This is a genomic window from Geothrix mesophila (assembly GCF_022808835.1).
Classification (GTDB): Bacteria; Acidobacteriota; Holophagae; order Holophagales; family Holophagaceae; genus Geothrix; species Geothrix paludis.
Genome location: NZ_JAKZLD010000005.1, coordinates 89,169 through 112,023 on the forward strand (window position 1 = coordinate 89,169; position 22,855 = coordinate 112,023).

Below are 22,855 nucleotides of genomic sequence, written 5' to 3' on the forward strand. Positions count from 1 at the left end.
ACCTTCCAGAATCCCATGGATGGGGAGATCCTTGCCCGCAAAGAATCCGTGAGGTCGCCATGTCCCTTCAGGAAGAACTCCAGATGTCGAAGCTTCCCTCCCCGGGAGTCCAGCTCGTGCTGCAGCTGATGCTGACGCGGGAGGCCGTCGTTCGGGTGCAGGAACGGCTCTTCGAGGCCCATGGCCTCACCATCCAGCAGTACAACGTCCTGCGCATCGCCCGGGGCGGCCCGGCCAAGGGGCACCCCATCTACGAGATCGAGCGGCGAATGATCTACCGCTTCGCGAACGTGACGCGCCTGGTGGACCGCCTGGAGGCGCAGGGGTTGCTCAAGCGGGTGGCGGACCCCAAGGACCGGCGCGTGAGCCGCGTGGTCATCACACCCAAGGGACGGCGGCTCATGGAGCGCCTCGACGAGCCCGTGCGCAGCATGGCCGCCCAGATGACGAGCTGCTGCGACGAGCAGGAGTGCCTGAACATGTCGGTCTGGCTGGAGCGCCTGCGGGAACACTGCCTCCACCAGGAGGAGACGGTTCAGGAAGACCTGGTGGGTGCCATCAACTGATCCAGCAGGTGATAGGCGGCCGTCTCGGTCACGCCATCCAGGCGCAGCCAGCGACCCTGTCCGAGGTCCATCCACAGGAGGCGCGAGGCGGGATCCCACCAGCCCTGGCGGAAGGTGCGGGCGCCCGCCAGCCGCCGGTTCCCCTTGAGCTGGGCCTGCCCGGGCCGGGAGACGGCCTCCACCTTCCAGGTTCCGTTCAAGGTGAGGGTTCCCTTCCGCAGGTCCCACCGTCCGCCCGGCAGGCGAAGGTAGCTTCCGTCGGAGCTCGTCACCTGGTCGCCTTCGATGCGGATGCCCTTGCCCCAGGAGGCCGGGCCTTCGCGCTCCGGGATCCAGCGGACGCCTGAGAAGGCCTGGGCGGCGCCCTCCCAGCCCACGCTGCCGAGGTCGGAGAGATCCGTGTCGCCGAGTTTGATGCGCAGGGCCGAGGCCGGGGCCTGGTCGAAGGTGGGGTCCACGGGCACCCAGCGGTCCTTCAGCTTCACCTCGACCCAGAAATGCAGTCCGAGGGTCTCGCCCAGGCCCACCCAGCCGGTGACGCCGCGGGCGGGGACACCCAGGCGGCGCAGCAGGGCCACGGCCAGCACCCCATGCTCGGTGCAGTCGCCCCGGGGGGTGCGGCAGACCTCCAGGGCCGAGGCGAAGCCCACGGTGAAATCCTTGTCGGAGATCCAGTCGAAGACGAACGCGGTCACGCGCTTCGCCACCTCCCAGCGCGGCAGGCCCGGCGGCAGGGCCATGCGCCGAAGGAGGCCGTCGAAGGCGGGATCCCTGAAGGGCACCAGGGGGCTGGGGGCGAGGTAGCGGGCCTCTTCCGCCGCCGGAGTTCCCGTCACGGGGGGCTGGGCCGCCTCCGCGCCGCTGGGCGACGCCGCCTGAGAGAGGCGCCACCGGCCATCGGGAAGCCGCGTCTGCTGGGCGTCCTCGGGCAGGGAGGGCGGGGATCCCTCGGCCCGCAGCGTCAGAGTCTGCAGCCAGGGCTGGAAGGGGTGGGGCGGCAGGGTCTGGAGGGTGCGCTCGAAGAACCCCGCCGCGTCGCCGGTGCGGACCTCGGGCGGGGGGAGCTCCGCGCGCTGCATCAGGATGGCGAGGCCGCCCAGGTCGGTTTTCTGGCGCAGTTCTCCCGCGGTGGGCGAGATCCAGACTTCCACCGGCGTCGACGACGCGCCCTGGGTCTCCTGGCCGGTGAAGCGTACGGCGTCGGGAAAGCCGGGAAGCGGCGCCGCCCCCGCCGGCTCGAGGCTGAGGGTGCTCCACTGCTGGACCGGGAAGGAGTAGGTGACCGCCTTCACGGGACGGCGCAGCCGCGCGGCCTCCATGAGGCGGGCGTCGAGATCCTCGGGCCAGAGCAGCGCGCCGTCGGGCACCTGGGTGCGCAGGGCGGCCCCGTTCAGAGGATGGAGGTTCAGGGCGCGGGGATCCGAGGGCGACCACTCCGCCCGGCCTTCGAAGGGCTCCTTGGAAAGCTGGAGCCGCCAGGTGAAGGTCATGGCGCCGTCGGCGGCGCGGCGGGCGGTCTGGTCCACCTCCTGGCGGATCTCCTGGCCGAGGCGCGAGATGGACAGCCACTCGCGGTTCCGCACCTCGCGGACGCCGCTGCGGGTTTTCGTCTCCTGGGAGGCCCCGCCCACTTCCTGTCCGCCCACCCATTGACGGTAGGTCCGGACCGGGGCGTCCTGGGCGAGGAGGATCCCGCTGAGGGCGGCTGCGAAAAGGAGGGATGCGCGCATCCCTCCAGTCTATCGGCAGCCTCACATGCCCATGGCCATGCGGAAGTGGCGCAGGCGCTCCCGCCGGCGGAACCGGGCCTCTTCGCGCAGCTGGGCGGCCTTGGCCCGCTGCTCCGGCGTGAGCACGGCCTGGACTTCCTGGCGCATGGCGCGGCCCGCCATCCGCATCCCGAACCGGGCGGAGGCGGCCTTGTCATGGAGGAGGTGCAGCTGGGCCTCGGGGGTGGCGGGGTCCCGGAGCGCGGCCCGGAAGGCGGCTTGGGCCTCGCGCGCTGCGTTCCGCTGGGCCGCCAGGTCCGGCCGGTGCTTTTCGCGGATGGCCTGGATGCTGGCTTTCTGCGCATCGGTGAGGGCCAGGGCCCGGCCGATGCGGCGCTCACCTGGGCGGGGGGCGGGTTGCGCCAGGGCCGGGAGCACGGTGAGCGCGAGGACCGCGAAAGTCCGGAACAGGGATGTCATGGCCATCTCCTTCGGCGGGAAGGCTCAGGAGCCTCGCCAGATGAGACACGGCTCCGGGCCGGCGGTTGAATCCGGGCAGACTGGAGAGGTGATCCGCACCTGCGCCGCCATCGTCCTCAAGGCCGTGCCCTTCGCCGAGGGCGGGGCCGTCGTCTCTTTCCTGTCCGAGCACGGGGAGCGGCTGTCGGGCCTGGCCAAGGGGGTGAAGAAGCCCACGGCCAAGTGGGTGGCGGCCTTCGAGCCTCTGGGCATGGTGCGGGTGAGCTTCTTCGGCAAGGAACAGACCGAGCTGAAGCGGGTCACCCGCTGCGAGCTGGCCTTCAGCCCGCTGACCCTCGGCCACCTGGAGTGCAGCCTCGTCATGGCCTGCCTGGCGGACCTCTTCGACCGGGTGGCCAAGGAGGGCGTGGAGGACGACCGCCTCTACCGGCTGCTGAGCGCCTGCGGGCGGGCCCTCAAGGCCGATCCGGACAACGCCCTGGGCATCCTGGCCTACGCTGAGCACTGGCTGTTGCACTGCCTGGGCCTGCTGCCCCACCCGCGGGTCTGCGGGCGCTGCGGGAACGAGGTGGCGCCGCTGGTCCTCCTGAGCCCCGAGCACGGTTGGTGCTGCGCGGAGTGCACGCCCGTGGATCCCGTCGAGGCCCTGCCTCCCGGCACGCGCGAGCACCTGCGCCGCCTCCGCACCGGCGGCGCCGACGCGGCCCCGCGCCTGGATCCCGCGAACGAGGCCCAGGCGGCGGTCACGGCTCTGCTGCGCTCCCGGCTGATCCAGGAACTGGGGGGCGGCCTCCGGAGCTATGAGGTGCTCTGGCGGACCATCTAGGGCCGCGGTTCCTATCGGCCCAAATTTGCCTTGGCGGGGTCGCCGGCCGATGGGACTTCATGGCTTGAGGATGGGCATGAGGCTGGGGAGCGTGTTCGTGGGATTGGGCGGCATCCGCTCCTGGCTGGCGGATCTCGCGGCGTTGCCCCTCCTGGGCGCCGCGGCCTACCTTCTCTTCACAGCCTCGGCGTCGCTGCGGCCGGCGGAGGCCGCGGTCCTGATGATGGTGGCCGCGGGGTTGGTGCTGCTGGGACGCCGGTGGCTGGCCTGGCAGCGGAGCCTGGCGCCGGAGAGCCTGCTGTCGGACTGGGCCGGCCGCATCCTCCAGGGCGATCGCACGCCGCTCGCGCCTCCCGAGGGCATGGAGCCGGCGGACCTTGAGGTGGCGAAGGCGCTCAACCTCCTCCTGGAGGAAGGCCGCCTGATGGACGGGCGCCTGGAGTCCCTCCACCGGGCCGTCCTCCGGGAGTGGACGGACCTGGATGGGCTGCTGGGGCAGGTCCAGCAGCGGTCCGGCGAGGACCGGACGGCGCAGGTCGCGGTCCGGAAACGGCTGGTGACCTTCGGCCGCGACCTACGCGAGGTGGTGGAGCGCTCCATGAATGTCGATCGGATCGAGCTGGATCTGCGGCTCCGGGCGGACCAGCACCGCATCCAGGGTCAGGCGTTCCGGGCCGCCATGGAACAGGCGGAGGGGCGGCTCGAGAAGGTCGAAGGGCTGATGAACGATCTGAAGGAGACCTTCCCCCGCCTGCGGGAAGGCGAAGAGTCCCTGGGGCGGCTGGCGGGCGCCGGTGTGCGGCAGGGGGCGCATCTCGACCTGGTGGTCAAGGGCCTGGCGACCCACACGCCGAGGCTCGTGGAGGAGACCCGGATCCGGGCGGAGCAGCTCCGGCGCTTCCGGACCTCGGCGGATGACCTGCGGGACCAGGCGGAGGCCCTGGCCCGCCGCATCGAAGGGTTCAGGGTCGAATCGCAACGGCGGATCGAATCCTTCGGCGGCGCGCAGGGAGCCATCCACATCATCGATCAGGCGGCCCAGCAGGCCGGTCTGCTGGCGGTGAACACCGCGATCCTCGCTCAGCAGGGTGGTGGCGGGCCCCGCCTGCAAACCATCGGCGGGCGCCTCCGCGGCCTGGCCGACCAGACCTCGCAGGGGGCAGCGGACCTGGGGCGGGCCCTCGATGAGCACCAGCAGGGCATGGCGCGGGAGAGCGCGGGACTGTGGGATCTCCAGGAGGTGACGCAGCGTCTCGGCGCGGGCATCCAGGAACTCCTCCATGCGGCGGATCATCTGGACCAGCAGGGGCAGGACCTGGAACGGACCCTGGAGGCCCAGGTGGCCCTGGTGGGGCAGGTGCAGGAGGCCTCGGATCCCGCGGAACAATCCCTCATCCAGATCGGCGAATGCTCGGCGGCCCTCCAGTCCGCCCTGAGCCGCCAGTGGGGCGTGGAGGCCAAGGCGGCGGCCGAGATGGATCAGCTGGTCAGGACCGGAAGGCACATGGCCGAAGCGGGCCGCGACCTCTCCCGGATCGCCCAGAAGAACATGGAGGAGATCTGGGAGATCCTCGAAGGCCATCAGACCCTGCGCCAGAGCGAGGCCTATCGCCAGATCGCCCACGGCGACCTGGCCAGCCTCCTGGGGCCCGAGGATCAGACGGATCCCGTGTGGAACCGGGTCGCCTGGGCCAGGTCCCAGCGCCGCTCGCGCCTGCTGGAATGCATGGGGCGCCCACGTCCCTTCGGCCGTCCGGACCCGACCGGGGGGATCCGGATGCTCGTCCTGGGGCTGGATGCCCTCGGACGTCCCGAACCCTCCGCCGTGGTGGATTGGTCCTGCGACGAGGATGGCCAGGCCTGGCGGCTCATCCTCGCCGAAGGCCTCGACACCGAGGACCATCGGCATGCCTTGCAGGAGACGCTCCGGGAGAGCCCTCTGCGAGCCTGCCTCCCGGGAACGGAAGTCCATGTCTCCGCCGAGGGGATCGATGTCCGGCTGCCCTTTCCCTACCCGGGATTCCCCCGCTTCCTGGCGGGCCTCGGGCTCGAAATGACCGTGGATCCGGCGGCCTGGCGAGCCCCGCTCCGCGAAGCGGGCCTGCGGGTGGCCCCCGTGCAGCGGTTCTTCTGGTGCGGACCTGGCGTGGAGCCCGCCCGGCGGAGCAGCCTCATGCGCCTGGTCCACGCCTGGGTCCGGGACGATCCGCAGCACGAGAACTTCCTGCTGGGGTTGCCCTATGAAGGGCACCGGCCACCCTGTCCCTGGCTCGCGGGGAGCGACCCGGGCGAGCGCCTTGAGGCTCAGCCGAAGGTCCGATGCCTGGGTCTGGGAGCTGACGACGCGAGCCTCCGCCCGCTACTGAACCGCCTGCTCCAGGCCGGGGCGGAGGAAGGGGAGGGGGAAGCGGTCCTCTGTGCCGCGGCCCTGGGCCATGCCCATCCGGAGGCCCTGCTCCTGCGGCTCTTCCAGGCCGGCACCGGCATGGCGGGCGCGCCCCATCCCGAGCTGGCCCCGCTCCGCGCCCGCCTTCAGTCGGAGGTGCTTGGCGCGCAGAGCGCCGATCCGTATCGCGCGGCCTGGCGGCTGCTGGAGGATCTCCAGCGCAAGGGGTGGGTGCTGCCGCTGCCCTCCGCGGAGTGATCTGGAGGATCTCCGAACCTAATCCAGGTAGGTGCCTTGACAGCGGTGCTTCGCCGCCGATACCTGATTCAAGCGATCTTTGGACCTCCTCCAGACGGTGTGTGATCCAGGGCCCGGGATTGCCACCAACCTGATGTCCGCCGCCTGCGGTGGGTGTGGGTTCTGCGGAAGGCCACAGTCGCCACCCACAGGAGATCCCATGTCCATCCTCGCGCTCCGGCGCGGCCGGGGGCCTGCCTTCCCGGACCTGCCGCCCACCCTGCAACCCCACGCCATCCTCGCTTCGGCGCCGCCTTCGGACACCTTCCGCGCGGCCTCACTTTCCGCCTTGACCTACCTCCTGCTCGTCGGCGGAGCCGTGGCCATCGCGTCCTTCGGGCCCAAGGCCGTCCTGGCGCCGACGCTTCCGCCCGCCCCTCCCTGGAGACCGATAGAGATCGACGGACCTCCGCGTCCGCGTCCCATCGAACGTCAGGCGCCCACGGCCACCGGGGGCGTGGGAGGCGGCACGGCCGTCGTCACCACCGGCGCGCCCACGCGGGCGGATCCGGTGGAGCCCGCCGCGGGCCTTCCCACCTTGGATCGCCACCTGGAGGTTCCCGGGGCGGGGCCCGCGCTTCCAGGCCTCACGGTCCCGGCCGCCGGCCCCGCAGGTCCCGCAGCGGGCCCGGTGATCCACGACTTCACCACCACCGCTCCGGCGATCCTCCATCGCGTGGATCCCATCTACCCGGATCTGGCGCGCCGGGCCCACGTCCAGGGCACGGTGGTGCTGATGATGGTGGTGGATGAACGGGGCGCGCCCATGCAGGTGCGTGTCCTGGACGGACACCCGGCCCTTCAGGACGCCGCGCTGCAGGCTGCCCGCCAGTGGCGCTTCGAACCCGCCCTGATGGATGGCCGCCCGGTGGCGGCGAGCTTCCGGCTCACCCTGAACTTCCGGCTGAGGTGAGGACACCATGACCCCGAAGATCCGCAGCGACATCAACATCACACCCCTGGTGGACATCGTCCTGGTGCTCCTGATCGTCTTCATCACCCTCGTTCCGGTCCTGCCCCGGGCCCTCGACGCCTCCCTCCCCGGGGGTGCCGGGGCCGGGGTCCCGGGACCGCTCCTCCGCCTCACCCTCGCGGCGGACGGTTCCCTCGACCTGGATGGCGTGAAGATCACCCTGGCTGAACTGCCCGCACGGATCCACGCGACGACCGGGAAGGTGGTCCTCCGGGTCCACCCTTCGCTGCCGCTCCATCGGGCCACGGGCGTCCTCGACGCCGTCAAGGCGGGCCGGCCGGAAGCATTGCCCGCCCTGATCGCCACGCCGGAGGGCACCTAGATCGTGCTAGCCTCACCCTTGTGGATCAGGGCGTCGCTGCTCGCAAGGGCAGAGGAAAGTCCGGGCTCCACAGGGTGCTGGGCCTGGTAACACCAGGGCGGGGCGACCCGACGGAAAGTGCAACAGAGAGCAGACCGCCGATGGATCCTCGGATCACAGGCAAGGGTGAAACGGTGGGGTAAGAGCCCACCGCCGGACTGGCAACAGGACGGGCACGGTAAACCCCCCAGGGAGCAAGACCAAATAGGCCGGCGCACCGCGCAAGCGGCGAGGGTTGACCCGACCGAGCCGGCGGGTAGGTCGCTTGAGTTGGATGGCGACATCCATCCCAGAGGAATGACGTCCCACGACAGAACCCGGCTTACCGATCCACCGGAGCCCCCGCAAGGGGGCTTCGCGCGTCCTCCTCCCCTCGTGATTCCCTCCTCGCCGGGTCCCGACTCCGCACGCTCCACCGGAGCGTGCTCCATCACCCGGCGGTCGGGAGAACCCGGCTTGCCGATCCACCGCGGCCTCTGAAAGGAGGCCGTGTTCATGTCCTCCGGGAATCCGTCGAAGATTCGGCTAAGCTGGTGGCTTCTCTGGATAGGCCTCTGACCTGCTCCCGTCATTCCGTTGGTTTCGCGCCTGGACTTGGCGTCGGGAGCCTGCGCCTGGGCTGACGCAAGGGCGCGACCCTGTGTTTGCCGCCGCGCCTCCGGGCGGGCGGACTCCCCTTTTTCGGAGATTTCCATGTTCCATGACTTGACCTGCCTGTCGCGTCGTCTCGAGCGCGCCCAGGCCCTTCAAAACGAACGATTCAACCAGGCCGCCGGAGGCCGCAGCCTGCCGGTGGGCGGCGGTTTCGCGCACTTTCGCGGCGAGGCCCACCCCCTCAATCAGGCGCTGGGCTTGGCCGAGCCGATCACCGAACCAGAGCTGGAAGCCGTCGAGGCCTTCCTCGGCGTGCCCACCGTGCTGGAACTCAGTCCCGGCGCCGATCCGTCGCTGTGGCCGCTGCTGGCGCGCCGGGGGTACCGCCTCCACGCGTTCCAGCAGCTGTGGGTGCGATCCCTGGAGGACCCACCTGCGGCAGGTTCGGAAGGCCTGGTCCGGCAAGCCCGTCTCGACGAGGCTGGAATCTTCAACCGCGTGGTCGCGGCAGGATTTCTCGAGCGCGATGACTGGCAGGACCTGACGCCGCCTTTCGAGGTGTCGCTGGAGGTGCCGGACGCCTGGGGCTTCCTGGCCTTCGCGGACGGAGGGCCGGCCGGAGGCGGCATGCTGGGTGTCGTGGAGGGCGTGGCCCTGCTCTCGGGCGATGCGGTGCTGCCGCGCTTCCGGGCCCGCGGCCTGCAGAAGGCCCTCATCGCCGCGCGCCTGGCCTTCGCGCGGATCCGCGGCTGTGACCTCGCCTGCGCCTCCACGGCCCCGGGCACCGCCAGCCAGCGGTCCTACGAGGCCTGCGGCTTCCGGGCCGCCTACCCCAAGGTGGAGATGGCGCGAGGCTGAAAGGCCGATGCGATAGTGGGGGGATGCGCCGTCCCGCTCCCCCCACCGCCGCCCTCCTCGTGACGGCCCTGGCCTTCCACGTGGACATGCTCCTCTACTACCTGCTGGTGCCCCTGCTGCCCCGGTACGCGCGGGACCTCCACCTGAACCAGATGGAGGTGGGGATCCTCTTCGGCAGCTACGCCGTGGCCCTGCTGGCAGCCACCTTCCCCGTGGCTCTCCTCACGGACCGCTTCGGCCGCCGCGCGCCCATGCTCTGGGGCCTGGCGGGGCTGGGAGTCACCACGCTGGTCTTCGCCGTGTCGAAGCAGTACTGGCTGCTGGTGCTGGCCCGCTTCCTCCAGGGCGTGGCGGGGGCGGCCACCTGGCTTCCGGGCATGGCGTTGCTGGCGGACATCTTTCCGAGCGAATCGCGGGGCAAGGCCATGGGCACGGCGTTCGCGGCCGCGAACCTCGGCGTGCTGATCGGGCCCCCGCTCTCCGGCTTCCTCGATCAGCACGCGGGCCCCACCGCGCCCTTCGTGTTGGGGGCGGTCCTGGTGGCCCTGGATGCGGCGGGTCGCGCCTTCCTCCTGCCGGAGACCGAATCCGGCCAGGGGCTGCAGCTGCCTTTCCGCCAGCTGCTGTCCAATCCGACCATCCGGGTCTTCGCCGGCGCCATGGCCCTGGGCTCCTGCCTGTGGGCCCTGCTGGAATCCACCCTGCCGCTGCACCTGGATCGGCGCCTGGGCCAGTCGCCGACCCAGATCGGTCTCTGTTTCGCGGCGGCGGCCCTGGCCCACACCTTCACCTCGCCATTGATGGGTGCCCTCTCGGACCGCATCGGGCGGGTGCGGGTGCTCCGCATGGGGCTGGTGCTGGCGGTGGTCTTCATCCCCTTGCCGGTGCTGCTGCCCCGGTCCTGGATGGTGGTGCTGGCCATGATGGGGTTGGGCAGCACGGCCAGCTTCATCATGAGTCCCTGCAGTCCCGCGGTGGCCGACCAGGTGGAGCGGCAGGGCAGTCAGAGTTTCGCCTCTGCCTTCTCCATCCTGAACCTGGCGTACTCCGTGGGCCTGATGGTAGGCCCCCTGGTGGGCGGCGCCCTGGTGCAGGGACTGGGCCTGCCGGTGGCCATGGGGCTTTCGGGGTTGGGGTTCGGCGCCTACCTGGCGGCGACCCGGCGGATTACCCGCTGAAGGCCTGATTGAATGGAGGATTCGAGCCTAGAATCGGGGCATGCGACGCCTACTTCTCCTGGCAGTTCTGCCCTTGATGGGGGCCGCACCGGGATCCTTGAAGATCCTGGAGGCCAGTGTCACCTGGGGATCTGGCGTGGAACCCAGGGACTCGATGCCAGCCGCCCGATTCGAGGCCCGAGTGGCCTTCCAGGGACGGAAGTTGCCCGCCAAGGCCCAGTTCCGGGCCCGGTGCCTGAATGTGAGGGATCTGCGGACCCTGGAACCAGACGCGTCCATACGCAAGCTCTATGACCGCCATGGGAACCTCGAGATCACGGTTAGGGCGGGAGCAACTGGAACCTGGACCATTCAGGGCCCCTGGCCACACGCCCCGGAATCCGACGATCGCTTGGTGGTGGAGGTCTGGTCCGGTTCCCGCCGCCTGGGATGGGCTGCGGCACCTCTGGTGGAACTTGCGCTCCCGGTTGTCGCCGGGCCCCAGCGGGATCCGATTCAGCACTGAATCTCGATTCTGGATCTTCATGACTTTGAAGCCCGAAGCGCGCAGAGGCTAAGAGCCCTGCTTTCAGGCTGCGGTCTTAACAAAAATTAACATTCAGGGCCCCCCGTGCCTCGATAGGTAGGTGGTAGTGTTTCCATGTACTTTTATAAAAATTTTGTTTTTTTGACGCGGCCATCCCCTTTGGGGGTGACTTGGCTCGGAGGATTACATGCTTTTTCCACCACCTAACCGACTTGTGGGTGGGCTTCTGGCCACTCTGCTCGCCGGAATGCCCACCGTTCAGGCCAAGGATGTCCCCAAGAGTGCCGCCCAGGAACCGGATCGCCCCATGGAACGGGCCCTGGCCAACCTGGAACTCTTCGGCGGCCGGGCAACCCCGGAATACCTGGACTTCAAGGCGCGAGTCGCGGAAGACCAACTCCAGAAGTGGGAACGCCTCATCCCGGGGACCAGGGCTTTCAGGGCCCAGCCTGCCCCGACCGGCATTCCCGCGAAGGCTTGGACCAACATTGGTCCGCTGCGGGGCCAGAGTCAGCTTTACCTGATGGATGCCAACGTCGCCGACACAGGTCGCCCCACGGTGATCCTCCCCCATCCCACCGATCCCAACATCCTCTACGTGGGTTATGCGGGCGGTGGCCTATGGCGTTGCACCAACGCCGATGTCACGGCCACCGGAGACTGGACCTGGGCGCCCCTGACGGACGCCCTGCCCGCCGGGAGCCCCGCAGGCAACCTTTCGGTGGGGGGCGCGGCTTTCAAACCCGAAGACCCCAACATCCTTTACCTTGCCCTGGGCGACATGGAGCCCGGATCGGCCGATAGCACTGCCGAAGGGCGGGGGTTCTTCATCAGCACCGATGGGGGGGATAACTGGGTTCGGGGGGGCACCCTCGGCGCCACCACCCGGGTGAAGACCGTTCTCGCCCTGTCAGGAAACATTGTGCTGGTGGCCGGCAACGCGGGCCTGTTCCGTTCCACGGATGGGGGGGCGAGCTTCGCTCAGGTTGCCATCGGAGCAGCCCCTCTGAGCAACACCAAGGGCTGGGATATCGTCCCCATGGCCAACGGGGAACTGGTGATGTCCTTCCAGTCCACCACCACCGGTGGCGTGGTCTACTCCACGGACCAGGGGCTCACATGGACCGACGCCGCCATAAGTTCCGAGCTGTTCACCATCGGGGCCGGTCGCATCGCCTTGGCCGCCCAGGGCAACACCATGTACGGGTTGTTCGCGGACAAGAACGGGACCTTCCAGAAGGGGGTCATGAAATCCACGGATGGGGGCCACTCCTGGGTTTGGCTGGGCAGCACGACACTGTTCAACGTCTCCGGCGACGGAGCCCAGGCGGGCTACAACCACATGATCGCCGTGGATCCCACTGATCCCAACAAGGTGTTCGCGGGAACCAACCTGTCCCTGTACCGCAGCCTGAATGGGGGCGCGGACTGGGAGCGAATGACCCAGTGGATGGGCGGTGACCGTCAATACAATCATGCGGATTTCCACGTCCATGCCTGGATGAAGGCTCCCACCGGGCCCAAGACCCTCTTCCTGGGCACGGACGGTGGGCTGAGTGTGGTGAGGAATCCGGACATCAACCCCATCCCCACGGGAACGGGAGGCGTGCTATCGGACATCACCTTCATCGATACCCGGCGGAACCGCAACATCGCCACCCAGCTGGTCTATCACGTGGGCTCCACCACGGCCACCACTCCCCCGAACTCCAGCCAGCGGGTGATCGTGGGCCTCCAGGATCAGGGCACCCGCCTTCGTTCGGAAGCCGGGGCCGCCGACCAGAGTTACAACCTGGTGGTGGGCGGGGACGGGTTCGGCTGTCTCATCCATCCCTACGATGGCAACAAGATGCTGGGCTCGATCTACTACACCCGGATCTATCGATCCACGGACGGAGGCAGCAGCTTCGTGTCGAGCAGCACCGGCATCACCGGGGCCGGCTACGGAAATTTGGCCCCCTTCTTCACCCGCCTGGGCCAGGACATGTCCGATCCTACGGGCAACCGGGTCTACACCTACACCAACACCGCGCCTTATGTCTCCAATGATTTTGGCGCCTCTTGGACGGCCATGCCCACCACGGGACTCACGTCCGTGTCCGCCATCCGCAATATCAGCGCCTCTCCCCTGGCTCCCAATCTTGTGGGTGTCGCCCTCAACGGCGGTCGCGTGGGTCTCACCAGCAACGGCGCCAGCTGGACGACGGTCGCTGCGGCATCCTTTCCCAACAACCCCAGTTACATGAACTGCGTCGCCTTCGATACGGCCGATTCCAGGGTCATGTATGCCTCATCCGTGGCCTTCAACGCAACCGCGAGCCATATCTGGAAATCGGTGAATTCGGGCGTCACATGGACAGCCATCGACGTGGCCAACGGATTCCCCTTTGGTATCCCTGTCCACATGGTCAAGGTGGATCCCCTGGATAGCACCTGCGTGTATGCCGGCACGGACCTGGGCCTCTACCGCTCCACCGACGGAGGCGCCACTTGGGCCCGTTTCGGCACCGGGCTGCCCCTGGTGTCCGTGCGGGATATCTACATCGCCCCGGATGGAACCTTCATGCGCATCGGTACCCATGGCCGCGGCGTGTGGGAGATGCAGGGCGTCACCGATGCCTTTGCGCCGGTCATCAGCTCTCCGCCTCAGAACACCTCCGTTTATGCGGGCCAGAACGCAGTCCTGACCGTGATCGCCACGGGACTTCCAGCCCCCACCTTCCAATGGCAGATCTCCCTCGATGGCAGCACCTGGAACAACGTGGCCTCCAACGGCACCAGCAGCACCTATACCTTTCCCAATGCCGCCCTCAGCGATACGGGCACCCAGTTTCGCGTACTGGTCTCCAATGCCGTGGGGACCGTTACCAGTGCCGCGGCCACCCTCACGGTCCTGAGCCCGGTAATTCCCTCCTTCACGCTCCAGCCCACCAACCAGACCCAGATCGCCGGGCTTCGGGTGGACTTCACGGGCGGCGCCACGGGGCTTCCTGCACCCACCTACCAGTGGCAGAGCTCCACCGATGGCACCACCTGGAACAACCTTGCAGGCTCGACCACGACCCGGTACCGGTTCTACCCGGCGACCACGGACGCCAACAAGCGGTTCCGCCTCCAAGCCAACAATTCTGCGGGGACCACCAACAGCAATGTTGCCACCCTGTCCTTGACGCCGAACCTGGTTCAAGTGCTCGTGAATCCCGACTTCGAGGTCACCCCCTTCGGCAACGGCTGGTCGTGGTCTCACCTCGCATCGTCCATGCTGGATGCCACCAACGTCCATGAAGGAGCTTCCGCGGCTGTCTTTGGATACTGGGGGGCGGTCACCACGGACTGGGCCTATCAGGACGTGGCCATTCCGGCCAATCCCACCAGTGCGAACCTCAGCTTCTGGCTGAAGATCTGGAATGGCGCCGGGGTGCCGGCTTCTGTGGTCAATACCATGGCCGTGAAGGTGAAGGACACCAGCGGCGCCGACCTCGCCACCCTCGGCACCTTCAATAACACGACGACGGGATTCGCCTCCTTCGCTAAGGCTGGCCCCTACGATCTGAGGGCCTTTGCGGGACAAACCGTGCGGGTGTACTTCACCAGCAGTCAGACCAACGCAGCCTACAACACGGGCTTCTCCTTGGATGATGCCAACCTCATCGTCGGCACCGCTCCGGGCTTCGATATCAACGGGGATGGCGCGATCGACGTCTACGACCTGCTGGAACTCCTGAAGCGGTACGGAAGCACGGTTCCTGCGGATCTAGCCAAGTCGGACTTTAACGGTGACGGTCAGATCAACGATGCCGATCTCACCGCCCTCCTTGCCGCCCTCTGAGGAAGGAACGAATCATGAGTTTTCGCCCCTCGATCCAAGCGTTCTTCGGTGCCCTCCTTCTGGTCCTCACCCTGGCCTGCGGAGGAGGTGGCGGCGGAGGGGGCAACTCGCCCACCCCTGTGGCCATCAGCGTGACCCCCACCACCGCCAGCCTCTTCACCGGGGCCAGCCAGACCTTCGCGGCCACGGTGACGGGTAACACCAATACGGCTGTGACCTGGACCGTTCAGGAAGGCGCCCCGGGCGGTACCGTCACCTCGGGTGGGGTCTACACCGCCCCGGCCACCCCCGGCACCTACCACGTGATCGCCACCAGCGTGGCCGATACCAGCAAGCGTGCGAGCGCCACCGTGACGGTGACGGCGGCCCCGGTGGTCGCGGTCGCCCTCACGCCCACCACCACGAGCCTCTTCACGGGAGCCAGCCAGACCTTCACGGCCACGGTGACGGGCAACGCCAATACGGCGGTGACCTGGACCGTGCAGGAAGGCGCTCTGGGCGGGACCATCACCTCGGGTGGGGTCTACACCGCCCCGGCCACCCCCGGCACCTACCACGTGATCGCCACCAGCGTGGCCGATCCCAGCAAGGTGGCCAGCGCCACCGTGACGGTGACGGCGGCCCCGGTGGTCGCGGTCGCCCTCACACCCACCACCACGAGCCTCTTCACGGGAGCCAGCCAGACCTTCACGGCCACGGTGACGGGCAACGCCAATACGGCGGTGACCTGGACCGTGCAGGAAGGCGCTCTGGGCGGGACCATCACCTCTGGTGGGGTCTACACCGCCCCGGCCACCCCCGGCACCTACCACGTGATCGCCACCAGCGTGGCCGATGCCAGCAAGGCGGCCAGCGCCACCCTGACGGTGACGGCGGCCCCAGTGGTCGCGGTCGCCCTCATGCCCACCAGCGCCAGCCTCGTTACGGGAGCCAGCCAGACCTTCACGGCGACGGTGACGGGCAACGCCAATACGGCGGTGACCTGGACCGTGCAGGAAGGCGCTCTGGGCGGGACCATCACCTCTGGTGGGGTCTACACCGCCCCGGCCACCCCCGGCACCTACCACGTGATCGCCACCAGCGTGGCCGATACCAGCAAGAGTGCGAGTGCCACTGTGACGGTGACTTCCGTGGCCACTGGTTTGAACTATGTCGACCCCACCACTGGGACCTACCGCCTTCTAAAGAACTCCACCCTTAGTACCGCCAGCCACTTGGTACTGGACGTGGTAGGCGTGGGGGCCCCCAGCGGGGCCGCCATCGCCTTCACCTTGTCTGTTGGTGATTCCCAGACCCTTTGGGTGAAGGTGGATGGCGCGGATGCAGAAGTCATCGAAAATGGCACGGTCTTGAGCTTGGGAACGGGACCCCTGGCCCTCAAGGGCAAGGTGGTCGGCGGCGTACTCACAGCCGCCCTAGGTCAGAAAGGTACGGGTTCTTCTGTGGCCTTGAATGGTGTCCTTGCCCGGGTCGCACTGGACCTCAAGGCTGGAGCCCCGCTCGGGCCCGTGCCGTTCGCGGTGGTCAAGGCCCAAGTACTTCAGTCCGATGGCAGTCTTCCGGTCGTGTCCATCAGCATCGGGACTCTGACCGTAAACTGATCTCCAGGCCTATGCCCCCCCTGGAAGCCCGGAGCTTCCAAGGGGGGCCTCGGTCCTGGCATTCGAGCCCCTCAGGGGGCGACAGGCGCTGTCAAAGAGGAGAACACCGCTTTAAGGCCCGGTAGATCCAGCGTTCCGCCTCTTCCGCCCAGGGCCGGCCGTCCAGGCCGCCGTAGGCCGCCACGTCTCCGAAGCCCGCCGCCGCGAGGCTGGTTCGGACCTCGGTGTCCGAGGGAATCCAGATGTCGTGGCGGAAGGCTTCGCCCTGGCAGCGGCGCTCCGTGCGGATGCGGCGGCCGTCGGGGCTCCAGGTGGCGCGCTCCTCGTAGCCTTCGTCCGGGAATTCCAGCCACTGCCCCTCGACTTCCGCGATGGTACGCCGCAGGGAGGAGCGGCCGGCCAGATCCAGGAGCAGGGCGCCCCCGGGCCGGAGCACGCGGGCGAACTCGGCCAGCTGGCGGAGGTTCTCCGCGTCCGTGGCGAAATAGCCCCAGCTGGTGTAGGCGCAGAAGACGCCATCCGCACAGCCCACCCGGAAGGGCAGGGCGCGGAGGTCGAGGCGGGCCAGGGCCGCGGGGTGTTCCTTCCGGTGGCGATCCAGGTTCATCCGGCTGAGGTCGCCCCCCACGGTTTCCCAGCCCCGGGCCACCAGGTGGGGCTGGAGGCGGCCCCAGCCGCAAGGCAGGTCCAGGATCCGGCTACCCGGAGGCAGGTCCAGCAAGGCCGCGAGCGCCGGCCCTTCGGTGGCGGCCTCCGCGTCCTTGTCCGCGTAGATCTGGAAGTAGGCCGGGCGGTCGAAGTCCCAGGCGAACCATTCCATGGCCCGAGTGTGACGAGGCTCCCCTGGGGGAAAAGCAGGGGGCCGGCTTTGCCGGTCCTCTGCCCCGGGGGGCCGGGGGTGGGCGCGCAGCGGGGAACCCCCGGAGAGCATCATCCTTCGTCTGTGTCGGCCTTCACCAGCTTCACGATGGGCGTGGACTGGGGCGTGTTGACAATGCCCTTCCAGACGTAGCGGGTGCCGCGCTTCTGGCCGCTCTTGGTGATCAGCTTGGCCTCCTCCAGCTCGGTGAAGAGGCGGCGAAGCGTGGCCGGGGCCCAGTCGCAGTCCTTGAGGTCCAGGGCCACCTGGGCCTCGAAGCTGCTGAGGGATCCCTTGTCCTGAAGGGCGCGCATCAGATCCCCCTTCAGGTCTTCCAGTTCGGGCTTGGATCGGCGGGCCTTGGTCTTGAAGGCCGGCGGGGCGGCCACGGGCGCGGGGGCAGCGGGCTTGGGCGCCGGCGGGACCGCGGCCTGGACGGGCGCGGACACCTGGGCCTGCACCAGCAGGCCATCGAGGTAGATGTCGCCGCGCTCGGGGCGGAAGAGCACTACCACGGAGCCGGGCGGCAGGCCTTCCTGCTGGAGTGCCGTGATGACACGCTCCCCGATGCGAGACTTCTGGTCCGATGACAGATTGGGGGATTGTATAATAACGATGGCCATGGGGGCTCCAATATGCATACGGTTGATACATAATACGCTTTGGGTTTTCATCTGTAAAATACGATCTGTCGACTGGACCGGTTAGACTTGCCACCGAGGATTCCATGCGCAAACCCAAGATCGAACGCCCCGAGGAACAGCAGCGCTTCGAAACCTTCCTGCGATCGCGGCAGCTCAAGCTGACCGGCGAACGCCTCGAGCTGGTGGAGGAGGTCTTCGGCCAGGTCCACCACTTCGATGCGGACCAGCTGCACATGGCGCTCAAGCAGAAGGGCAAGGCCATCAGCCGGGCCACGGTGTACCGCACCCTGGATCTGCTGGTGCAGTGCGGCCTGGTGCGGAAGAGCAGCTTCGGCGACCAGCACGCGCACTACGAGGCCGTGCGCAGCAATGAGCACCACGACCACCTGATCTGCCTGAACTGCGACGCCATCATCGAGTTCTTCCGCCCGGACCTGGAGGCCCTCCAGGAGGCCATCTGCCACGAGTACGGCTTCCGACCCATGCACCACAGCCACCAGATCTTCGGCCTGTGCAAGGAGTGCCAGAGCCGCGAGACGGACGCGCCGACGCTGGCGCACCGGATGAGCCAGCTCAACGTGTGATACTTTCCGGGGGTTCCGCGCTGCGCGTACACCCCCGGACCCCCGCGCAGAAGCCCGGCGAAGCCGGGCTTCTGCTTATTCCAAGGTCCTCATCGGATGGTCGCCCGCCTCGCGAAGCGCTAGGCTAGGCCATGCCGAAACTTACGATCCAGGATCTCCAGCGCCTCCCGAAGACGGATCTGCATGTCCACCTGGACGGCAGCCTCCGCATCGCCACCATCCTCGACCTCGCCGAGCAGCAGAAGGTGAAGCTGCCCGCGGACACGCCTGAGGGCCTGCGGCCCTTCGTGGAGGTGGGCGACGATTGCAAGTCGCTGGTGGAGTACCTCAAGGCCTTCGACGTCACCCTCTCGGTGATGCAGACCTACGAGAGCCTCGTGCGCACGGCCTTCGAGTTGGCGGAGGACGCGGCCAAGGAGAACGTCCGCTACATGGAGGTGCGCTACAGCCCGATCCTCCACCAGCAGAAGGGCCTCACGCTGCACGCCATCGTGCAGGCGGTGCTGGAGGGCCTGGCCCAGGCCGAGAGGCAGCACAACATCAAGACCGGCGTCATCCTCTGCGGCATGCGCCACATCTCGCCCGACATCTCGCTGCGACTGGCGGACCTCACCGTGGCCTTCAAGAACAAGGGCGTGGTGGGCTTCGACCTGGCGGGCGCCGAGGAGAACTTCCCCGCCAAGCGTCACAAGGACGCCTTCGGCCGCGTGCTGCAGAACAACATCAACTGCACCCTGCACGCGGGCGAGGCCTACGGCCCCGAGAGCATCCACCAGGCCATCCACCTCTGCGGCGCCCACCGCATCGGCCACGGCGTGCGGCTCATCGAGGACGGCGACCTGCTGAACTACGTGAACGACCACCGTATTCCGCTGGAGTGCTGCCCCTCGAGCAACGTGCAGACCAAGGCCGTGAAGAAGATGGCGGACCATCCCATCCGCCTGTTCTACGACCTGGGCCTGCGAGTCACCGTGAACACGGACAACCGCATGGTCACCAACACCACCGTGAGCCGCGAGTTCCAGGTCATCCACGAGGAGCTGGGTTTCAGCCTCGAGGAGATCAAGGACCTCATCATCATGGGCTTCAAGAGCGCCTTCCTGCCCTACGCCCTCAAGCGCGCCCTGCTGGCCGAAGTGGTCCACGAGCTGAAGGCCTTCAAGCCGGGCAGCCTGGAGAGCAAAAAGGAGCACCTGTAAGGCCTCGATGAGTCGGCGCGGTCTCGCGTATCGGCGAAACCGATACCGAGAAGAAGGAGCATCTGTAAGGCCTCGATGAGTCGGCGCGGTCCCGCGTATCGGCGAAGCCGATACCGAGAAGAAGGAGCATCTGTAAGGCCTCGATGAGTCGGCGCGGTCTCGCGTATCGGCGAAGCCGATACCGAGAAGAAGGAGCACCTCTGATATCCTGACTATCGAGGTCAGGATTCATGCTCGATCGCTTTGCCGACTTTCTCGATGGCCATGCCAAGGTCCTTCTCACCACCCACGAGAACCCGGATGGAGATGGGGTGGGCGCGGCGGTGGCGCTGGCGGCCCACCTGAAGGAGGAGGGCAAGGAGGCCCGCATCGTGGTGGCGCCGGTCCTGCCGGAGAATCTGCGGTTCCTGGATCCCGAGGGCTGGATCGAGGCCTACGATCCTGCGGGCGCCCATGTGGACCTGGCCGCCTGGCCAGACGCCTGGCTGCTCATCGACGCCTCGGAACCGCACCGCATGGGGGCGCTCTACGCCGCCTTCGAGGGCACGAAGGCCGAACGGGCCTGCCTGGATCACCACCTGAAGGATGCGCCCCACGGCTTCGACGACGAGTTCACGGATCCCACCGCCAGCGCCAGCACGGAGCTGGTCTACGACCTGGTGCGGCCCCGAATCGGCGGGGACCTGCCGCCGGTGATGGCCCAGGCCCTCTACGCAGGCATGGTGAGCGACACGGGCAACTTCCGGCACTCCAACACCACGCCCAAGATCCACCAGGCGGCCGCAGACCTCATCGCACAGGGCGTCCATCCGGCCCGCACCTACAACGCCCTCTACCAAACCGCCACACCCGCCAAGCTCAAGCTCTTCGGCCGGGCCATGGGCGGGCTCCAGATGAGGGATGGCGGCCGTTTCGCCTACGTGGCCGTGACCAAGGCGGACCTGGCCGCCTGCGGCGCCACGCACGAGGACCTGGACGAGCTGGTGGAGGAGCCCCGGAAGCTGAAGGGCGTCGAGGTGGCCGCCCTGTTTTCGGAGGCGGCGGACGGCCGGGCCAAGGTCAGCCTCCGCTCCCGCGAGAAGGTGGACGTGAACGCGGTCTGTCGCCGGTTCGGGGGCGGGGGCCATCGCCTGGCCTCGGGCGCCAAGGCGGCCATGCCGCTGCCGGCGTTCATCGCCGAGGTCGAGGCAGCCGTGATGGACCAGATCGGACGCGACATGGCCTAGCCGCCACCCTCCGGATCGGCTTGCCGAGAAAAAAGCCTGGTCCCAGACTTCATGTTCCCCCCGGGCGGCATCCAATGGTTGGACCCGCACCCTTTCCCGGACTCCCATGTCGCCCAAAGAACCCAGCAGCGCCCCGAAACTCGAACTGTTCTGCAAGCTCCAGGCGGAGAAGGTGCCCTTCATCGCCAAGGCCAACGTGCCGTCGATCTTCGGCAAGTTCACGGTCTACGGCTTCCTGGAGCACGCCACGGGCAAGGAACACCTGGCCATCGTGGCCGGCGAAATCGACGCCCGGCGCCGCATCCCCGTGCGCATCCACTCCGAGTGCTGGACCGGCGACGTGCTGGGCAGCCTCCGGTGCGACTGCCGCCAGCAGCTGGAAGAGGGTCTTCGTCACGTGGCCGAGCATGGGGGAATGGTGCTCTATCTCCGCCAGGAGGGCCGCGGCATCGGCCTCCTGAACAAGCTCAAGGCCTATGCCCTCCAGGAGCAGGGGCTCGACACGGTGGAGGCCAATCACTCCCTGGGCTTCCCGGACGATCTGCGCACCTACGATTGCGCCGTGGAGATGCTCAACTTCTTCGGCATCACCAAGGTCAAGCTGCTGACCAACAATCCCCGGAAGATCGGGGCCCTGGAATCCGCCGGCATCGAGGTGGAGCGGGAGCGCCACCAGCTGGCCTCCAACCCCCACAACCTGCGCTACCTCAAGACCAAGGCCCGCAAGAGTGGGCACATGCTGGATTTCGAGGAAGAGGTGCTGTAGGAGCTGTCAGCCATCGGCTCTCAGCTTTCAGCTCAAGAGGGGCGCGGCATTTTTTACTGACAGCTGACAGCTGAGAGCTGATAGCTATAGAGCCATGCCCGTCCCCGCGCCTCCCGTTTCCGCCCAGACCATCACGGACATCTCCCACGTCATCCAGCTGTCGGTGGCGCCGGTCTTCCTGCTCACCTCCATCGGGACGATCCTCGGCGTGCTGTCCACCCGGCTGGCGCGCATCGTGGACCGGGCCCGGGCGCTGAAGGACCTTCTGGATCAGGCGCCGGAACGTCGGCACCCGGCCATCCACGACGAGATGCACACCCTGGCGCATCGCCGGCGGTTCATCAACCTGGCCATCACCTCCGGCACCACCGCGGCGCTGCTGGTCTGCGTCAGCATCGCCACCGTGTTCCTGGGGGCCGTGCTGAAGGCCAGCGTGGCCGTGCCCGTGGCCCTGCTTTTCATCCTGGCCATGGCGGCCTTCGTGGCGGCCCTGGTGTTCTTCCTGCGGGAGATCCTGCTGGCGGTGCGGAGCCTGCACCTGGCTTGATTCGCTGACCTCTTCCCGCCTCCGGATGCCACAATGCCCCGCAGGAGGGCACCCATGGGGCAGGAACTGGAAGGCAAGGTGGCGCTCGTGACGGCGGCCAGCAAGGGGCTGGGCCGGGCTTCGGCCGAGGCTCTGGCGCGGGCCGGCTGCGACCTGGCCATCTGCGGCCGGGATCAGGCGGCCGTGGAGAAGGCGGCCGAGGAGATCCGCCGGGCCACGGGGCGCGCGGTCCTGCCGGTGGTGGCGGACCTGGGCCGTGCCGAGGATGTCCAGCGGCTGGTGGAGGCCACCCTGGCCGCCTACGCCCACGTGGACGTGCTGGTCTCCAACACGGGCGGACCCCAGCCGGGGCCCTTCATGGGCTTCGACGATGCCGCTTGGCAGGGAGCCTTCGACAGCCTGCTCATGCCCGCTGTGCGCCTGGCGCGGGCGGTCGTGCCCGGCATGAAGGAACGGAGCTGGGGCCGGATCCTCTTCATCACCTCCAGCGCCGTCAAGCAGCCCATTCCCGCGCTGGTGCTCTCCAACTCGCTGCGGGCCGCGGTGACGGCCATGGCCAAGACCCTCGCCGGGCAGGTGGCGAAGGACGGCATCACCGTGAACTGCGTGGCCCCGGGGCGCATCTTCACGGACCGCGTCCGCTTCCTGGACGGCGAAGCCGCGAAGGCCAGCGGCCGGACCATGGAGGACATCCGGGCGGAGCAGGGCGCCCGCATCCCGGTGGGGCGCTACGGCGAGCCGAGGGAATTCGGCGAGGCCGTGGCCTTCCTGGCGGGACCCGGGGCCTCCTACATCACCGGAAGCACCCTGGCGGTGGACGGCGGGGCGATCTCGTCGCTTCTGTAG

At 68.2% G+C, this 22,855-nt stretch carries 19 protein-coding genes and 1 other RNA gene; 16 read left to right on the plus strand and 4 right to left on the minus strand.

From position 1 onward, the window contains the following. Positions 1 to 83: 83 nt before the first annotated feature. Positions 84 to 566, plus strand: a complete 483-nt coding sequence (locus MLG87_RS14745; RefSeq protein ID WP_243295859.1) for a MarR family winged helix-turn-helix transcriptional regulator — start codon at positions 84 to 86, stop codon at positions 564 to 566. On the opposite strand, the gene MLG87_RS14750 is transcribed toward MLG87_RS14745, so the two are convergent. Both MLG87_RS14750 and MLG87_RS14755 read right to left on the minus strand, forming a co-directional pair. Then, positions 536 to 2,296 (minus strand): transglutaminase-like domain-containing protein, encoded by a 1,761-nt coding sequence (locus MLG87_RS14750; RefSeq protein WP_243295860.1) that lies wholly within the window; start codon positions 2,294 to 2,296, stop codon positions 536 to 538. The two genes, MLG87_RS14745 and MLG87_RS14750, sit on opposite strands and share 31 nt — an antisense overlap. 21 nt (positions 2,297 to 2,317) lie before the next feature. Beyond that, entirely contained in the window at positions 2,318 to 2,755 is a 438-nt protein-coding gene (locus MLG87_RS14755) for a Spy/CpxP family protein refolding chaperone (protein ID WP_243295861.1), read from the minus strand. A gap of 40 nt (positions 2,756 to 2,795) precedes the next feature. Between MLG87_RS14755 and recO the strand changes: the two genes are divergently transcribed. The 9 genes from recO (at position 2,796) to MLG87_RS14800 (ending at position 16,184) form a co-directional block, all read left to right on the plus strand. After that, positions 2,796 to 3,581 carry a DNA repair protein RecO gene (gene recO, locus MLG87_RS14760; RefSeq protein WP_243295862.1) on the plus strand — a complete coding sequence of 262 codons (786 nt, stop codon included), beginning with the start codon at positions 2,796 to 2,798 and terminating at the stop codon, positions 3,579 to 3,581. A 76-nt stretch (positions 3,582 to 3,657) separates the two neighbouring features. Further along, positions 3,658 to 6,225 carry a coiled-coil domain-containing protein gene (locus MLG87_RS14765; protein ID WP_243295863.1) on the plus strand — a complete coding sequence of 856 codons (2,568 nt, stop codon included), beginning with the start codon at positions 3,658 to 3,660 and terminating at the stop codon, positions 6,223 to 6,225. A gap of 199 nt (positions 6,226 to 6,424) precedes the next feature. After that, a complete protein-coding gene (locus MLG87_RS14770) occupies positions 6,425 to 7,177 on the plus strand; it encodes an energy transducer TonB (RefSeq protein ID WP_243295864.1) in 753 nt (250 codons plus the stop codon). A 7-nt stretch (positions 7,178 to 7,184) separates the two neighbouring features. Next, the gene (locus tag MLG87_RS14775) at positions 7,185 to 7,559 is read left to right on the plus strand and encodes an ExbD/TolR family protein (RefSeq protein ID WP_243295865.1); all 375 of its coding nucleotides are present in this window, start codon (positions 7,185 to 7,187) and stop codon (positions 7,557 to 7,559) included. A gap of 17 nt (positions 7,560 to 7,576) precedes the next feature. Next, an RNA gene (rnpB, locus tag MLG87_RS14780) (RNase P RNA component class A) lies at positions 7,577 to 7,939 on the plus strand. Between the two features lie 352 nt (positions 7,940 to 8,291). After that, entirely contained in the window at positions 8,292 to 9,050 is a 759-nt protein-coding gene (locus tag MLG87_RS14785; RefSeq protein ID WP_243295866.1) for a GNAT family N-acetyltransferase, read from the plus strand. Between the two features lie 23 nt (positions 9,051 to 9,073). After that, complete coding sequence (locus MLG87_RS14790) at positions 9,074 to 10,228, plus strand: MFS transporter (protein WP_243295867.1); 1,155 nt, start codon at positions 9,074 to 9,076, stop codon at positions 10,226 to 10,228. Positions 10,229 to 11,061: 833 nt separating this feature from the next. Further along, complete coding sequence (locus MLG87_RS14795) at positions 11,062 to 14,583, plus strand: immunoglobulin domain-containing protein (protein WP_243295868.1); 3,522 nt, start codon at positions 11,062 to 11,064, stop codon at positions 14,581 to 14,583. Between the two features lie 14 nt (positions 14,584 to 14,597). Continuing rightward, a complete protein-coding gene (locus MLG87_RS14800) occupies positions 14,598 to 16,184 on the plus strand; it encodes an Ig-like domain-containing protein (protein WP_243295869.1) in 1,587 nt (528 codons plus the stop codon). Between the two features lie 91 nt (positions 16,185 to 16,275). Here MLG87_RS14800 and MLG87_RS14805 read toward each other — a convergent pair whose 3' ends face one another. Continuing rightward, entirely contained in the window at positions 16,276 to 17,004 is a 729-nt protein-coding gene (locus tag MLG87_RS14805; protein ID WP_243295870.1) for a class I SAM-dependent methyltransferase, read from the minus strand. 110 nt (positions 17,005 to 17,114) lie between these two features. Continuing rightward, complete coding sequence (locus MLG87_RS14810) at positions 17,115 to 17,666, minus strand: hypothetical protein (RefSeq protein ID WP_243295871.1); 552 nt, start codon at positions 17,664 to 17,666, stop codon at positions 17,115 to 17,117. Between the two features lie 104 nt (positions 17,667 to 17,770). Between MLG87_RS14810 and MLG87_RS14815 the strand changes: the two genes are divergently transcribed. The 6 genes from MLG87_RS14815 (at position 17,771) to MLG87_RS14840 (ending at position 22,855) form a co-directional block, all read left to right on the plus strand. Beyond that, positions 17,771 to 18,271: a Fur family transcriptional regulator gene (locus MLG87_RS14815; RefSeq protein ID WP_243295872.1), complete on the plus strand. Its 501-nt coding sequence runs from the start codon at positions 17,771 to 17,773 to the stop codon at positions 18,269 to 18,271. A gap of 131 nt (positions 18,272 to 18,402) precedes the next feature. Continuing rightward, complete coding sequence (gene add / locus MLG87_RS14820; RefSeq protein ID WP_243295873.1) at positions 18,403 to 19,470, plus strand: adenosine deaminase; 1,068 nt, start codon at positions 18,403 to 18,405, stop codon at positions 19,468 to 19,470. Between the two features lie 230 nt (positions 19,471 to 19,700). Continuing rightward, positions 19,701 to 20,696 (plus strand): DHH family phosphoesterase, encoded by a 996-nt coding sequence (locus MLG87_RS14825; RefSeq protein WP_243295874.1) that lies wholly within the window; start codon positions 19,701 to 19,703, stop codon positions 20,694 to 20,696. 106 nt (positions 20,697 to 20,802) lie between these two features. Further along, on the plus strand, positions 20,803 to 21,462 hold the full coding sequence (gene ribA, locus MLG87_RS14830; protein ID WP_243295875.1) for a GTP cyclohydrolase II: 660 nt from the start codon (positions 20,803 to 20,805) through the stop codon (positions 21,460 to 21,462). A gap of 94 nt (positions 21,463 to 21,556) precedes the next feature. After that, a complete protein-coding gene (locus MLG87_RS14835; RefSeq protein ID WP_243295876.1) occupies positions 21,557 to 22,009 on the plus strand; it encodes a DUF2721 domain-containing protein in 453 nt (150 codons plus the stop codon). A 54-nt stretch (positions 22,010 to 22,063) separates the two neighbouring features. Further along, positions 22,064 to 22,855 carry an SDR family oxidoreductase gene (locus tag MLG87_RS14840; protein WP_243295877.1) on the plus strand — a complete coding sequence of 264 codons (792 nt, stop codon included), beginning with the start codon at positions 22,064 to 22,066 and terminating at the stop codon, positions 22,853 to 22,855.

Bases quoted from the DNA above. Each gene is read 5' to 3' on its own strand.
- MLG87_RS14755 (WP_243295861.1), bottom strand. From the start codon at position 2,755: ATGACATCCCTGTTCCGGACTTTCGCGGTCCTCGCGCTCACCGTGCTC.
- MLG87_RS14745 (WP_243295859.1), top strand. From the start codon at position 84: ATGTCGAAGCTTCCCTCCCCGGGAGTCCAGCTCGTGCTGCAGCTGATG.
- MLG87_RS14810 (WP_243295871.1), bottom strand. From the start codon at position 17,666: ATGGCCATCGTTATTATACAATCCCCCAATCTGTCATCGGACCAGAAG.
- MLG87_RS14825 (WP_243295874.1), top strand. From the start codon at position 19,701: ATGCTCGATCGCTTTGCCGACTTTCTCGATGGCCATGCCAAGGTCCTT.
- MLG87_RS14765 (WP_243295863.1), top strand. From the start codon at position 3,658: ATGAGGCTGGGGAGCGTGTTCGTGGGATTGGGCGGCATCCGCTCCTGG.
- recO (WP_243295862.1), top strand. From the start codon at position 2,796: ATGAGACACGGCTCCGGGCCGGCGGTTGAATCCGGGCAGACTGGAGAG.
- MLG87_RS14815 (WP_243295872.1), top strand. From the start codon at position 17,771: ATGCGCAAACCCAAGATCGAACGCCCCGAGGAACAGCAGCGCTTCGAA.
- MLG87_RS14795 (WP_243295868.1), top strand. From the start codon at position 11,062: ATGGAACGGGCCCTGGCCAACCTGGAACTCTTCGGCGGCCGGGCAACC.
- MLG87_RS14775 (WP_243295865.1), top strand. From the start codon at position 7,185: ATGACCCCGAAGATCCGCAGCGACATCAACATCACACCCCTGGTGGAC.
- MLG87_RS14835 (WP_243295876.1), top strand. From the start codon at position 21,557: ATGCCCGTCCCCGCGCCTCCCGTTTCCGCCCAGACCATCACGGACATC.
- MLG87_RS14805 (WP_243295870.1), bottom strand. From the start codon at position 17,004: ATGGAATGGTTCGCCTGGGACTTCGACCGCCCGGCCTACTTCCAGATC.
- MLG87_RS14785 (WP_243295866.1), top strand. From the start codon at position 8,292: ATGTTCCATGACTTGACCTGCCTGTCGCGTCGTCTCGAGCGCGCCCAG.
- MLG87_RS14840 (WP_243295877.1), top strand. From the start codon at position 22,064: ATGGGGCAGGAACTGGAAGGCAAGGTGGCGCTCGTGACGGCGGCCAGC.
- MLG87_RS14790 (WP_243295867.1), top strand. From the start codon at position 9,074: ATGCGCCGTCCCGCTCCCCCCACCGCCGCCCTCCTCGTGACGGCCCTG.
- MLG87_RS14800 (WP_243295869.1), top strand. From the start codon at position 14,598: ATGAGTTTTCGCCCCTCGATCCAAGCGTTCTTCGGTGCCCTCCTTCTG.
- MLG87_RS14770 (WP_243295864.1), top strand. From the start codon at position 6,425: ATGTCCATCCTCGCGCTCCGGCGCGGCCGGGGGCCTGCCTTCCCGGAC.
- ribA (WP_243295875.1), top strand. From the start codon at position 20,803: ATGTCGCCCAAAGAACCCAGCAGCGCCCCGAAACTCGAACTGTTCTGC.
- add (WP_243295873.1), top strand. From the start codon at position 18,403: ATGCCGAAACTTACGATCCAGGATCTCCAGCGCCTCCCGAAGACGGAT.
- MLG87_RS14750 (WP_243295860.1), bottom strand. From the start codon at position 2,296: ATGCGCGCATCCCTCCTTTTCGCAGCCGCCCTCAGCGGGATCCTCCTC.